Origin of the sequence: Pseudomonas sp. 8209 (assembly GCF_028682105.1) — a bacterium.
GTDB lineage: Bacteria > Pseudomonadota > Gammaproteobacteria > Pseudomonadales > Pseudomonadaceae > Aquipseudomonas > Aquipseudomonas palmensis.
Window position 1 is genome coordinate 188,089 of the sequence record NZ_JANIAH010000006.1, and the last position, 12,508, is coordinate 200,596.

General features: G+C 65.4%; 15 protein-coding genes. 10 read left to right on the plus strand and 5 right to left on the minus strand.

The window, feature by feature from the left end; genetic code table 11:
• The first annotated feature begins 131 nt into the window (after positions 1-131).
• Positions 132-1,526, plus strand: coding sequence for an argininosuccinate lyase (argH, locus tag NP552_RS14865; protein WP_043863368.1), 1,395 nt, complete (start codon positions 132-134; stop codon positions 1,524-1,526).
• 42 nt (positions 1,527-1,568) lie between these two features.
• On the opposite strand, the gene NP552_RS14870 is transcribed toward argH, so the two are convergent.
• A complete protein-coding gene (locus NP552_RS14870; RefSeq protein WP_274096861.1) occupies positions 1,569-2,231 on the minus strand; it encodes a glutathione S-transferase family protein in 663 nt (220 codons plus the stop codon).
• Between the two features lie 145 nt (positions 2,232-2,376).
• Here NP552_RS14870 and NP552_RS14875 point away from each other — a divergent pair, with 145 nt between their 5' ends.
• From NP552_RS14875 to NP552_RS14885, 3 genes are all read left to right on the plus strand, one after another.
• On the plus strand, positions 2,377-2,661 hold the full coding sequence (locus NP552_RS14875; RefSeq protein WP_043863366.1) for a hypothetical protein: 285 nt from the start codon (positions 2,377-2,379) through the stop codon (positions 2,659-2,661).
• Positions 2,662-2,749: 88 nt separating this feature from the next.
• Entirely contained in the window at positions 2,750-2,998 is a 249-nt protein-coding gene (locus tag NP552_RS14880; protein ID WP_043863365.1) for a TIGR02647 family protein, read from the plus strand.
• A 197-nt stretch (positions 2,999-3,195) separates the two neighbouring features.
• Positions 3,196-6,045: a class I adenylate cyclase gene (locus NP552_RS14885; RefSeq protein WP_274096862.1), complete on the plus strand. Its 2,850-nt coding sequence runs from the start codon at positions 3,196-3,198 to the stop codon at positions 6,043-6,045.
• Here the strand turns inward: NP552_RS14885 and rnk are convergent, their stop codons facing one another.
• The 3 genes from rnk to cyaY all read right to left on the minus strand — a co-directional run bounded on the left by rnk (position 6,046) and on the right by cyaY (position 7,168).
• Positions 6,046-6,465 (minus strand): nucleoside diphosphate kinase regulator, encoded by a 420-nt coding sequence (gene rnk / locus NP552_RS14890; protein WP_043863363.1) that lies wholly within the window; start codon positions 6,463-6,465, stop codon positions 6,046-6,048.
• Positions 6,466-6,618: 153 nt separating this feature from the next.
• A complete protein-coding gene (locus tag NP552_RS14895) occupies positions 6,619-6,834 on the minus strand; it encodes a DUF1289 domain-containing protein (RefSeq protein WP_054915485.1) in 216 nt (71 codons plus the stop codon).
• A 1-nt stretch (position 6,835) separates the two neighbouring features.
• Positions 6,836-7,168: an iron donor protein CyaY gene (cyaY, locus tag NP552_RS14900; protein WP_043863361.1), complete on the minus strand. Its 333-nt coding sequence runs from the start codon at positions 7,166-7,168 to the stop codon at positions 6,836-6,838.
• Between the two features lie 195 nt (positions 7,169-7,363).
• Here cyaY and lptM point away from each other — a divergent pair, with 195 nt between their 5' ends.
• From lptM to NP552_RS14930, 6 genes are read left to right on the plus strand one after another with little or no spacing between them, the layout of a single operon-like run.
• Positions 7,364-7,498 (plus strand): LPS translocon maturation chaperone LptM, encoded by a 135-nt coding sequence (gene lptM / locus NP552_RS14905; protein ID WP_043863360.1) that lies wholly within the window; start codon positions 7,364-7,366, stop codon positions 7,496-7,498.
• A 13-nt stretch (positions 7,499-7,511) separates the two neighbouring features.
• Complete coding sequence (gene lysA, locus NP552_RS14910; protein WP_043863359.1) at positions 7,512-8,759, plus strand: diaminopimelate decarboxylase; 1,248 nt, start codon at positions 7,512-7,514, stop codon at positions 8,757-8,759.
• A 4-nt stretch (positions 8,760-8,763) separates the two neighbouring features.
• A complete protein-coding gene (gene dapF / locus NP552_RS14915) occupies positions 8,764-9,594 on the plus strand; it encodes a diaminopimelate epimerase (RefSeq protein ID WP_043863358.1) in 831 nt (276 codons plus the stop codon).
• A 13-nt stretch (positions 9,595-9,607) separates the two neighbouring features.
• The gene (locus NP552_RS14920) at positions 9,608-10,345 is read left to right on the plus strand and encodes a DUF484 family protein (protein WP_043863357.1); all 738 of its coding nucleotides are present in this window, start codon (positions 9,608-9,610) and stop codon (positions 10,343-10,345) included.
• On the plus strand, positions 10,345-11,244 hold the full coding sequence (gene xerC / locus NP552_RS14925) for a tyrosine recombinase XerC (RefSeq protein ID WP_274096863.1): 900 nt from the start codon (positions 10,345-10,347) through the stop codon (positions 11,242-11,244). The genes NP552_RS14920 and xerC overlap by 1 nt, the downstream gene beginning before the upstream one ends.
• Complete coding sequence (locus NP552_RS14930) at positions 11,241-11,936, plus strand: HAD family hydrolase (RefSeq protein ID WP_043863355.1); 696 nt, start codon at positions 11,241-11,243, stop codon at positions 11,934-11,936. Before xerC ends, NP552_RS14930 begins: the two co-directional genes overlap by 4 nt.
• A 158-nt stretch (positions 11,937-12,094) precedes the next feature.
• On the opposite strand, the gene sutA is transcribed toward NP552_RS14930, so the two are convergent.
• Positions 12,095-12,418 carry a transcriptional regulator SutA gene (sutA, locus tag NP552_RS14935; protein ID WP_043863351.1) on the minus strand — a complete coding sequence of 108 codons (324 nt, stop codon included), beginning with the start codon at positions 12,416-12,418 and terminating at the stop codon, positions 12,095-12,097.
• Positions 12,419-12,508: the final 90 nt, after the last annotated feature.

The window sequence follows — 12,508 nt, forward strand, 5'->3', positions numbered from 1 at the left end:
CATCGCCCCTGTCGTGGCCCCCGGCTGCGACACAAACCCGCAGTTGCGCCGACCGCCGAGCCCCGTGAGCCCCGGCAACCCTGCTATCATCTGCGCCACTTTTTCCGTTCACGCCTTACACGAGTGAATCCATGAGCACCGACAAGACCAACCAGTCCTGGGGCGGCCGTTTCAGCGAGCCGGTCGACGCCTTCGTCGCCCGCTTCACCGCCTCCGTCACCTTCGACCAGCGCCTGTACCGCCACGACATCATGGGTTCGATCGCCCACGCCACCATGCTGGCCAAGGTCGGCGTGCTCACCGATGCCGAGCGCGACAGCATCATCGACGGCCTGACCACCATCCAGGGCGAAATCGAGGCCGGCAACTTCGACTGGCGCATCGACCTCGAAGACGTGCACATGAACATCGAGGCACGCCTGACCGACCGCATCGGCATCACCGGCAAGAAGCTGCACACCGGGCGCAGCCGCAACGACCAGGTGGCCACCGACATCCGCCTGTGGCTGCGCGACGAGATCGACCTGATCCTGGCCGAGATCACCCGCCTGCAAAAAGGCCTGCTGGAGCAGGCCGAGCGCGAAGCCGACACCATCATGCCGGGCTTCACCCACCTGCAGACCGCCCAGCCGGTGACCTTCGGGCATCATCTGCTGGCCTGGTTCGAAATGCTCAGCCGCGACTACGAGCGCCTGGTGGACTGCCGCAAGCGCACCAACCGCATGCCGTTGGGCAGCGCCGCACTGGCCGGTACCACCTACCCGATCGACCGTGAACTGACCTGCTCGCTGCTGGGCTTCGAAGCGGTGGGCGGCAACTCGCTGGACGGCGTGTCCGACCGTGACTTCGCCATCGAATTCTGCGCGGCGGCCAGCATCGCGATGATGCACCTGTCGCGCTTTTCCGAAGAGCTGGTGCTGTGGACCAGCGCGCAGTTCCAGTTCATCGACCTGCCGGACCGCTTCTGCACCGGCAGCTCGATCATGCCGCAGAAAAAGAACCCCGACGTCCCCGAGCTGGTACGCGGCAAGACCGGCCGCGTGTTCGGCGCCCTGACCGGCCTGCTGACCCTGATGAAGGGCCAGCCGCTGGCCTACAACAAGGACAACCAGGAAGACAAGGAACCGCTGTTCGATGCCGCCGATACCCTGCGCGATTCGCTGCGGGCATTTGCCGACATGATCCCGGCGATCAAGCCAAAGCACGCGATCATGCGCGAAGCCGCGCTGCGCGGGTTCTCCACCGCCACCGACCTGGCTGATTACCTGGTACGCCGCGGCCTGCCGTTCCGTGATTGCCACGAGATCGTCGGCCACGCGGTGAAGTACGGCGTGGACACCGGCAAGGACCTGGCCGAGATGAGCCTGGACGAACTGCGCCAGTTCAGCGACCAGATCGAGCAGGACGTGTTTGCCGTGCTGACCCTGGAAGGCTCGGTGAACGCGCGCAACCACATCGGCGGCACCGCACCGGCCCAGGTACGTGCAGCCGTGGCCCGCGGCCAGGCGCTGCTGGCCAGCCGCTGAGGCATTCGCCAGGCCCGCCTGGCGGGCCTGGCTGCGCTGAAGTCAGCGCTTGCCGGTACGCACCATCTCGAGGAAGGCCGGCATCTGGGCTTCCTTGTCTGAGGCGTTTCTCTGCACGTTGGGGTTCTGCTTGAAGTGTTCGAGCAGGGCCTTGGCCTGCGGGAAGTCCGCCAGCACATCCATATCGAACACCTTCTTGCCCACCGCATACGCCAGGTCGACGCTGTAGCAGAACAGGATGTCCGCCAGGGTCATCTGCTCGCCCGCCACATAGGGAGCGAAGGCACCGTTGCGCTTGAGGGCGGCAAGACCCGCCAGCAGCTCGGCCTTGGCCTTTTGCTTGATGGCCGGGTCCACCTGGGCACCGAAGAACGCCTCGGGGTAGCAGGCTCGGGCCGGCAGCTCGATGTACAGCTCGATCTCCTTGGCCAGTTCGCGCACCTTGGCCTGGGCGAACACGCCCTCGGGCAGCAGCGCCTTGCCGGGCTGGGTCTGCTCGATATAGTCAAGGATCAGGTTGGTCTCACTGAGAAAGCCGTGCTCGGTCTCCAGCACCGGCACCTTGCCGCAGGGGCTGATCTTCAGTGATGCGGGGCCGGGGCCGCCGAAAAACAGCACCTCTTCGAAGGGCACGCCCTTTTCCAGCAGCGCCAGTTTGACCATGTTGTAGTAGTTGCTGACTGCAAAACCGTGAAGCTTGAGCATGAAACATGCCTCCAGGCCGAAAGGGGTTGGCCTGGCCTTTATAGACGCTACCGCAGGCACTGACCAGCATCATGCAGTTGCTCGATAGCCAGGCATTGGCGTGCACTGCATGGCAAACTGGATGCCCATTCCGAGGAGAGCGCCCATGAGCGAGCCCACCGATATCGACAATGACGAAGAAGCGTTCGCCGAATCGACCCTGATCCAGGCCATCGAGAACCAGATCGAGAACGACAACCCGCCAGCGGCCAAGGCCACGTTCAACAAGCTGACGCTGGTGGGCTATGAGCGCGAGGACATCCTCAACCTGATGGCCCACGTGCTGGCCTGCGAGATCGACGCCATGCTCGAGGACGACCGGGCGTTCGATACGCAGTGGTACGAAACCGCCCTGCGTGCGCTGCCTGAGTTGCCACCCGAAAAGGACTGAAGCAATTACCGGCTGGCATGGCTACACTGCAACTTCATGTACCCCTGCAAGGGTGCTGCCCTCCACTTCAGGAAAGTCCGGAGTATCTATGTCGTTTACCCCCGAGCTGATTGCCGAACTGGAAATACTCGCGCTGTTCAACCTGGACAGCACGCAGGAAGGACTGAAAGTCCATGCCACCGCAGCACCCCAGGCGATTGCCGCCGCCAAGCGCCTGTTCTCCAAGGAACTGATCACCCAGGAAGACGGCGGCTACCTGACCCCGCTGGGCCGCGATGCGGCGCAGAACGTACAGCAGTTGCTGATCATCCTGAACACGGTCGCCGAGCCGGCTTGAGAGCTTCGCTGAAGCCTTCGCCGGCAAGGCCGGATCCTGCAGATCGATACAGGAGCCGGCCTTGCCGGCGAAGGCCACACCCGGTCAATACGTCAGGCGCTGACAAAATGGCGCCAGAAATCAAATAGATTTCAGCCCCTCGCCCCGTAGCGGCTAAACTCGCCATTGCTCCCGTGATGGCCAGTTAGAGCCCTGCAATGAACCACCCCCACGAAATTCGACCCGACCTCGACGAAGGCATCGATCGCAAGGTGCTCAGCCAGTTGCGCAAGCGCTTCCTGGCCATCAACCAGGGTCGACTGGCACGCGCCATGGAAGGGTTGTCGAGCCGCCAGCAGCAGGTGCTCAACCTGCTGGCGCTGTTCTTCCACGTCAATCACCCGCTGCTGCCCGGCTACGTATCGGGCACCACTCCGGCGGGCATCTCGTGCTACGAGCCCGACGACGAGGCGCTGGCCGAGGCCCAACGCCTCACCCGCTCGTTCACCTACCGCAAGCGCCACGGCCAGCCACCGCGCCCGCTGCTGGGGCTGTACCTGATGGGCAGCCTGGGAACCCTGGCCCAGGCCGATGAAAGCGACATGGACGTGTGGCTGTGCCACGCCCCCGGGCTCAGCGAGGCCGAGCTGAGCGAGCTGCGCAGAAAGTGCGTGTTGCTGGAGGTCTGGGCCGCGTCCCAGGGCGCCGAACTGCACCTGTTCCTGATCGAGCCGGAGCGCTTCGTCACCGGCGAGCGCAATACCGCACTGAGTTCCGACGACTGCGGCACCACCCAGCACTACCTGCTGCTGGACGAGTTCTACCGCACCGCGCTGTGGCTGGCCGGGCGCACGCCGCTGTGGTGGCTGGTGCCGGTCTACGAGGAAAGCAGCTACGCGCATTACACCCAGACCCTGCTGTCCAAGCGCTTCATCCGCGCCGACGAGAACCTGGACCTCGGCCACCTGGCCCACATCCCGCCCGGCGAGTTCGTGGGCGCCGGGTTGTGGCAACTGTTCAAGGGCATCGAGTCCCCCTACAAGTCGCTGCTCAAGCTGCTGCTGACCGAGGTGTATGCCAGCGAACATCCGCACGTGCAGTGCCTGAGCCTGCAGTTCAAGCAGGCGGTGTTCGCCAACCGCCTCGACCTCGACGAGCTGGACCCGTACATGATGGTGTACCGGCGTATCGAGCAGTACCTGCAGCACCGCGGCGAGGCCCAGCGCCTGGAACTGGTGCGACGCAGCCTGTACCTGAAGGTGAACAAGAAGATCAGCCTGCTGGCGCGCCAGCGCAGCGGCGGCTGGCAGCGCGACCTTCTCGAGCGCCTGACCCGCGAGTGGGGCTGGGACGAGCGCCAGCTGATGCTGCTGGACAGCCGCAGCCAGTGGAAGGTGCGCCAGGTGGAAGCCGAACGGCGCATCCTGGTGGCCGAACTCAACCACAGCTACCGTTTTCTCGGCCAGTTCGCACGCAACCCTCAAGCTGCCACGCGCCTCGACCAGCGCGACCTCAACGTGCTGGGCCGACGCCTCTACGCCGCCTTCGAGCGGCGCGCCGGCAAGGTCGAGTTCATCAACCCGGGCATCGCCCCGGACCTGGCCGAAGACACCCTGACCCTGGTCCAGGCACCCAATCGCCAGGAGCCTGGGCAAACCCACTGGAGCCTGTACAGCGGCAACCTGAACGCCCATGAGTGGGAGCAGTTCGTGCCGTTCAAGCGCTGCCGCGAACTGCTCGAACTGCTGGCCTGGGCGCACCGCAACGGGGTGATCGACAGCACCACGCGCCTGGCGCTCAACCCCGGCAGCAGCGACCTGAGCGAGTACGAGCTGTTCAACCTGCTGGGCAGCCTGCAGCAGAGCGTGGCCCTGCCGTTCAAGGACGTCAGCGAGGCGCGCCTGCTGCAACCGAGCGTAGCGGACGAGATCCTGCTGCTGGTCAACGTCGGCATCGACCCGCTGCAGCATCACCGCGACCTCAACATCCTGATGACCACCGAGCGCACCGACTCGCTGAGCTACGCCGGGGTGCGCGAGAACCTGGTGCTGACCCTGGACCAGGTGACCCTCAACAGCTGGAACGAAGTGCTGGTGCAGCGGTATGACGGCGAGCACGCCCTGATGCGCAACCTGCGCGACTACCTCAACAGCCTGGGCAGCAAGGGCCACCTGCCTACGCTGAACGTGCGCTGCTTCTGCCACAACCGCGCCCAGGCCATCGCCCAGCGGGTCGAAGAGGTGTTCGCCACCGCTCAGGTGCTGCTTGCCGAAGGCCTGGGGCATCGCTACCTGATACAGGTGCAGCATCACACCCATGTACTGGAATTGCACCACGGGGCGGTCAACCTGGTCAGCCTGGACAGTCAGGATGCACTGTTGGCATACCTGGGCGAGGAACGTGCCGAGTACACCCCGCTGCACCTGGACGCCAACGTGCTGGAAGACCACGACCTGGCGCTGGTGCTGCCCCAGGGCCAGCCGCAGTGCCTGCAGGTGTTCTACCGGGTGCAAGAGAACTGGGCCGACGTCTACGTGCTGGATGAATTCAATGCGCTGTGGCAGCAACGCCTGCCCTACCACGACGACAGCAGCCTGTTGCTGCCGCTGCAGCGCTTTCTGCAATCGGTGGTGTTCCGGCACAACGCACGGCTGCCGCTGGAAGAGCTGCCGGCACAGGGCGCGCTGGACATCCTCTACTATCAGCTGTCGCCCCCCGGTATCGGCCGGGCACGCCAGCTGGAGCCGCGCCAGGCACCGCCCACCACGCTGGGCAGCACTGCCTACGAAGTGCAGGCGATCATCCAGGCAGGCGTCGAAGACGCCCTGCAGGTGACGTTGTACTGCAACCAGAAGGAGTTTTCGGAGCTCGAGTATGGCGACCAGCTGTATGCGGTGGTCGCCCGCGAGATCGTCGGCCAGCGCCGTGACGCCCAGCGCTACCGCTGCTACATCACCGACCTGGACCTGTCCGACCTGCTTGCCGAAGGCCAGGGCTCGAGCATCCTGTACCTGCGCTACAAGCAGGAACTGGAGCGGGTGCTGAACCAGGCGCTGGAAGCGGCCTGATCAGAGGTCGAAGTCGCCTGCGGCTTCGGGCTGGTACTCGACTTCGAGCAGCTTGAGCTTGAGGGTCTTGCCGCCGGGCACCGGCCAGTCGATCTGCTCGCCCACCGACAGGCCGAGCAATGCGCTGCCCATCGGCGCCAGGATCGAGACCGTGCCTTCGGCGCCGGCGTCCTTCGGGTACACCAGGGTCAGGTGGTAGTCCTTGCCGCTGACTTCATCGCGGCAATGCACGCGCGAGTTCATGGTCACGACACCGGCCGGAACCTCCTCGTGGCTCACTACCTGCTCGGCGCGGTCCAGCTCGTCCTGCAGGGCGAGCACACCCGGCGAGTCCTGCGTCTTTTCATCGAGGCCATCGATCAGACGCTCGAGACGCTGTACGTCCAATCGGGTGAGGATAAGGGAAGGCTTGGTGCTCATGATCCAGTCAGACTCCTTGTTCATGGGTAAAAGTGCTGGGCGTTATAAAGCAAAACCCCGCCCAAGGGCGGGGTTTGCATGTTTTTCGGCCAGGCCGATCAACCTCGACACTACCACAGCACAATAAATACACAAGAGGCTCGCCGTCGCAGCCTAGCCGGCCGCCTGGCGTCGTGCCTGTGCCTGGGCGCAGATCTCGCGGCGGCGCTGGTCGTCGGCGCTGCGCCACTGGCGAATGTCCTCGACATGGCGAAAGCAGCCCAGGCACACCTTGGCCTCGTCCAGCCGGCAGAGGCTGATGCAGGGCGACGGCACCGCCGGGCTGACATTGCTGTACAGCGGCTTTGCCGGTTTGGCAGCAGTGCTCATCTCAGATCTCGTCGAAGTCGAGCTTTTCGCCGACCCGCTCCCAGACGATGCGCTCGAGCATCTCGCCGAGCAGTTCCTCGGTCTTCTCACAGGTCCATTTGCCGCTGGCTTCGTCATAGTCGAAATGGAAACCACCCGACTTGTCGGCCAGCCACAGCTGGCGCAGCGGCTCCTGGCGGCTGAAGATCAACTGGCTGCCGTTGTCGAACTTGATGGTAAGAACGCCCGCCGAGTTCTCCATGTCCAGGTCCAGGTCGGTTTCATCGAACAGGTCTTCCAGGGCCTGTTGGGTCGCGTCGACCAGGTCGTGAAAACGCGCTTCGCTCAAACTCATTGCAAGAACCTCGAAAATGTCTGCACACACGCAAGCCGGGCAAGATACGAGCGCCGCGCCACGAATGCAAAGGTTAACGCCCGCAGCCGACACCCTGCACGGGCGACTGTCCGACGGCGCAGCGGCTACATAGGCAAGGCGCCGGGCGCTCGGTATACTCGGGCGCAATACTGCTTAAATTCAAAGGATTTCGCCATGAAGCGCCTGATTTCCTCCCTCGCGGCGCTAGTCGCGATTGCCTGCCTCGTCTCCGCTTGCGGTCAGAAAGGCCCACTGTACCTGCCTGAAGACGGCAAAGACGGCAAAAAGTCGCAATCGCACCAGCACTGATTAAGGGATCCCCATGGACGCTTTCAACTACCGCGACGGCGAGCTGTTCGCGGAAGGCGTGGCGCTGTCGGCGATTGCCGAACGCTTCGGCACGCCTACCTACGTGTACTCGCGGGCGCATATCGAAGCCCAGTACCGTAGCTACGCCGATGCATTGCAGGGTGTTTCGCACCTGGTGTGCTTCGCCGTAAAAGCCAACTCCAACCTCGGCGTGCTGAACGTGCTGGCACGACTGGGCGCAGGCTTCGACATCGTCTCGGGCGGTGAACTGGAGCGTGTGCTGGCCGCCGGCGGGCGCGCCGACCGTGTGGTGTTCTCCGGCGTGGGCAAGACCCGCGACGACATGCGCCGCGCCCTCGAAGTGGGCGTGCACTGCTTCAACGTCGAGTCCACCGACGAGCTGGAGCGCCTGCAGGTGGTTGCCGCCGAAATGGGCGTACGCGCGCCGATCTCGCTGCGGGTCAACCCGGATGTCGATGCCGGCACCCACCCGTACATTTCCACCGGCCTCAAAGAGAACAAGTTCGGTATCGCCATTGCCGATGCCGAAGAAGTCTACGTGCGCGCCGCACAGCTGCCGAACCTGGAAATCGTCGGCGTCGACTGCCACATCGGTTCGCAGCTGACAACGCTGGAGCCCTTCCTCGATGCCCTCGACCGCCTGCTGGCGCTGATCGACCGCCTCGGCGAGTGCGGCATCTACCTGCGCCACCTGGACCTGGGCGGCGGCGTGGGCGTGCGCTATCGCGACGAAGAGCCGCCACTGGCCGGCGACTACATCAAGGCCATCCGCGAGCGCGTGGGCGACCGCGACCTGGCGCTGGTATTCGAACCGGGCCGCTACATCGTGGCCAATGCCGGCGTGCTGCTGACCCGCGTCGAGTACCTCAAGCACACCGAGCACAAGGACTTCGCCATCGTCGACGCGGCGATGAACGACCTGATCCGCCCGGCGCTGTACCAGGCCTGGATGGACGTGACCGCCGTGCAGCCGCGTGATGGCGAGCCGCGCAGCTATGACGTGGTCGGCCCGATCTGCGAGACCGGCGACTTCCTGGCCAAGGACCGTGCGCTGAACCTGGCCGAAGGCGACCTGCTGGCCGTGCATTCGGCCGGTGCCTACGGTTTCGTCATGAGTTCGAACTACAACACCCGTGGTCGCTGCGCCGAAGTACTGGTGGATGCCGATCAGGCCTTCGAAGTGCGCCGTCGCGAAACCGTGGCCGAGCTGTTTGCCGGCGAAAGCCTGCTGCCGGAGTGACCCCATGCTGCTGCGTTTTACCAAGATGCACGGCCTGGGCAACGACTTCATGGTCCTCGACCTGGTCAGCCAGCACGCGCACATCCTGCCCAAGCACGCCAAGCAATGGGGTGACCGGCACACCGGCATCGGTTTCGACCAACTGCTGATCGTCGAGGCGCCGAGCAATCCGGACGTGGACTTTCGCTACCGGATCTTCAACGCCGACGGGTCCGAAGTCGAGCAGTGCGGCAACGGTGCGCGCTGCTTCGCGCGCTTCGTGCTGGACAAGCGCCTGACGGCGAAAAAGCGCATCCGCGTCGAGACCAAGAGCGGCATCATCGAACTCGATGTGCGCGGCGACGGGCAGATCAGCGTCGACATGGGCCCACCGCGCCTGGTGCCGTCCGAGATCCCCTTCGACGCCCCTGCCCAGGCCCTGAGCTACCCGCTGGAAGTGGCCGGTCGCACGATCAACCTGGCTGCCGTGTCGATGGGCAACCCCCATGCGGTGCTGCGCGTCGACGACATCAACAGCGCCCCGGTGCACGACCTCGGCCCGCAGATCGAGAACCACCCGCGCTTCCCGCAGCGGGTCAACGTCGGCTTCCTTCAGGTCATCGACCGCCACCGCGCCCAGTTGCGCGTGTGGGAGCGCGGCGCCGGGGAAACCCAGGCCTGCGGCACCGGTGCCTGCGCCGCGGCGGTGGCTGCCATCAGCCAGGGCTGGATGGATTCACCGCTGCTGATCGACCTGCCTGGAGGTCGCCTGTCCATCGAGTGGGGCGGCCCGGGCCGGCCTGTAGTGATGACAGGCCCTGCCGTACGCGTGTATGAAGGACAGGTTCGCCTATGAGTGAGTACCAGCCATGACCGACCAGCCCCACACGCCCACCGCAGAGCCCGACGCCTCCGACGCCCAGGGCTCGACGCCCAGCGTCGGGGCCCAGGACGTGGTGGCTTACCTGCGTGCCAACCCGGCGTTCTTCGCCGAGCATGACGACCTGCTGCTGGAGCTGCAGGTCCCTCACCAGCGCGGCGACAGCGTGTCGCTGGTGGAGCGCCAGCTCAAGCTGCTGCGCGACCGCAACATCGAGATGCGCCACCGCCTCTCGCACCTGATGGACGTGGCCCGCGACAACGACCGGCTGTTCGAGAAGACCCGCCGGCTGATCCTCGACCTGCTCGACGCCGACAGCCTCGAGGCCGTGGTGATGGCCGTCGAGGACAGCCTGCGCCAGGAGTTCAAGGTGCCGTTCGTGAGCCTGATCCTGTTCGGCGATACCGTGGCGCCCGTGGGCCGCTGGGTCAACCCGACCGAAGCGCAACAGGCCATCGGCGGCCTGCTGTGCGCGGGCAAGACGGTCAGCGGCACCCTGCGCGACCACGAGCTGGACTTCCTGTTCGGCGAGGCCCAGCGCCCCGAAGTCGGCTCCAGTGCCGTCGCCGCGCTCGACTATCAGGGCCTGCATGGCGTGCTCGCCATCGCCAGCCACGACCCGCAGCACTACAAGAGCAGCGTCGGCACCCTGTTCCTGAGCTACATCGCCGAAGTGCTCGGCCGCGTGCTACCGCGCTTTACCCAGACCCTGCGCCCGGTACGCTGATGGAGCGCCAGCTGGACGCGTTCATCGCGCACCTGCGCAACGAGCGCCAGGTGTCGGAGCATACCCAGCTGGCCTACCGGCGTGACCTGGCCAACGTGCTGGCCTACTGCGAGAAAACCGGCATCGCCAGCTGGAGCGCCCTGCAGATCCAGCACCTGCGCCAGTTCGTGGCGCGCCAGCACCATGCCGGGCAGTCGTCGCGCAGCCTGGCGCGCATGCTTTCGGCGGTGCGCGGCCTGTACCGCTACCTGAACCGCGAAGGCCTGTGCGACCACGACCCGGCCAACGGCCTGGCCGCGCCCAAGGGCGAGCGCCGGCTGCCCAAGACCCTCGATACCGACCGCGCGCTGCAATTGCTCGAAGGCGCGGTGGACGACGACTTTCTCGCCCGCCGCGACCAGGCCATGCTCGAGCTGTTCTACTCCTCGGGCCTGCGCCTGTCGGAGCTGACCAGCCTCGATCTCGTTCAGCTCGACCTGCCAGCCGGCCTGGTGCAGGTGCATGGCAAGGGCAGCAAGACCCGCGTGCTGCCGGTAGGCCGCAAAGCCCGAGAGGCATTGGAAAAGTGGCTGGCGCTGCGCGGCATCAGCGCCCCGCAGGACAACGCGGTGTTCGTCAGCCAGCAAGGCCGGCGCCTGGGCCCGCGGGCGATCCAGCTGCGGGTCCAGGCGGCGGGCAGCCGCGAGCTGGGGCAGAACCTGCACCCGCACATGCTGCGCCACTCCTTCGCCAGCCACCTGCTCGAATCGTCCCAGGACCTGCGTGCGGTGCAGGAAATGCTCGGGCATGCCGACATCGCCACCACGCAGATCTACACTCACCTGGACTTCCAGCACCTGGCGAGCGTCTATGACAGCGCCCACCCAAGGGCCAAACGCAGCAAGGACAGTGACTCATGAGCATTCAGCTGATCACCTTCGACCTGGACGACACCCTGTGGGACACCGCCCCGGTCATCGTCAGTGCCGAGGCCGTGCTGCGCGACTGGCTGGCGGCGAATGCACCCGACCTGGGCGCGGTGCCGGTGGAGCACCTGTATGCCATTCGCGAGCGCCTGGTGCAGGCCGAGCCGGGCCTGCGGCATCGCATCAGCGCCTTGCGGCGCAAGGTGCTGTTCCATGCCATGAGCGACGTCGGCTACAGCGAAGCCAGGGCCCACGCCCTGGCCAACGAGGGCTTTGAAGTGTTCCTGCATGCGCGCCACCAGGTGGATATCTTCCCCGAGGTGCAGCCGGTGCTGGAGGTGCTGCGCCATCGCTACACCCTGGGCGTGGTCACCAATGGCAATGCCGACGTGAGGCGCCTGGGGCTGGCCGACTATTTCAGGTTCGCCCTGTGCGCCGAGGACCTGGGCATCGGCAAGCCCGACCCGCAGCCGTTTCTCGAAGCATTGCGCCAGGGCCAGGCCGAGGCCGGCAATGCCGTGCATATCGGCGACCACCCGGGCGACGACATCGCCGGGGCCCAGCAGGCCGGCCTGCGCGCGATATGGTTCAACCCGCAGGGCAAGGCGTGGACAGCCGAGGGGCAGCCGGATGCCGAGATCCAGCGCCTGTCGCAGTTGCCTGAGCTGTTGCTCAGTTGGCGTTAGCCCCGCTGGCCCATCGCGGGTCAAGCCCGCTCCCACAAGGGTTGCGGTGATCGTTGTAGGAGCGGGCCTGCCCCGCCATAGCGTCAGCAGCGGCAACCCGTAACGCCACCCACAAAAAAGCCCGCAGCGACGGCGGGCTCTTCTGTTCGACGGCACCCTCAGATAGGACGGCTACCGTACTTGTTGTCTGGCTTCTTGGGCGGATCGGCGACCACGTTGGCCTCCACTTCCTGCACCTTGCCGCCACGCGACAGGAACTCTTCCATCGCCTTGGCGAGCGCGTCGCGCTCCTTCTGCTTGGCTTCCATGCTGGGCATTTCGTCGACCGAGACCGCAGCCTTGGACTTGCCCTTGGCTACCGGTGCGGGGCTGTCGTCACCGCTGTCATCGGCAACGTCGTCGGCAGCCGCTTCCAGGCCTTCATCGGTATCGTCTTCGTCGCCCACTTCGAGGTCGTCGTTTTCCAGATCATCGTCGCTCATGTTCTACCTCATGACTTGCGAAAAGCAGATAAGTTATAGACCAACAGCGCCAGGTGCGGCCACTGCCGGAAAAATCCAGGGCCACGGGTA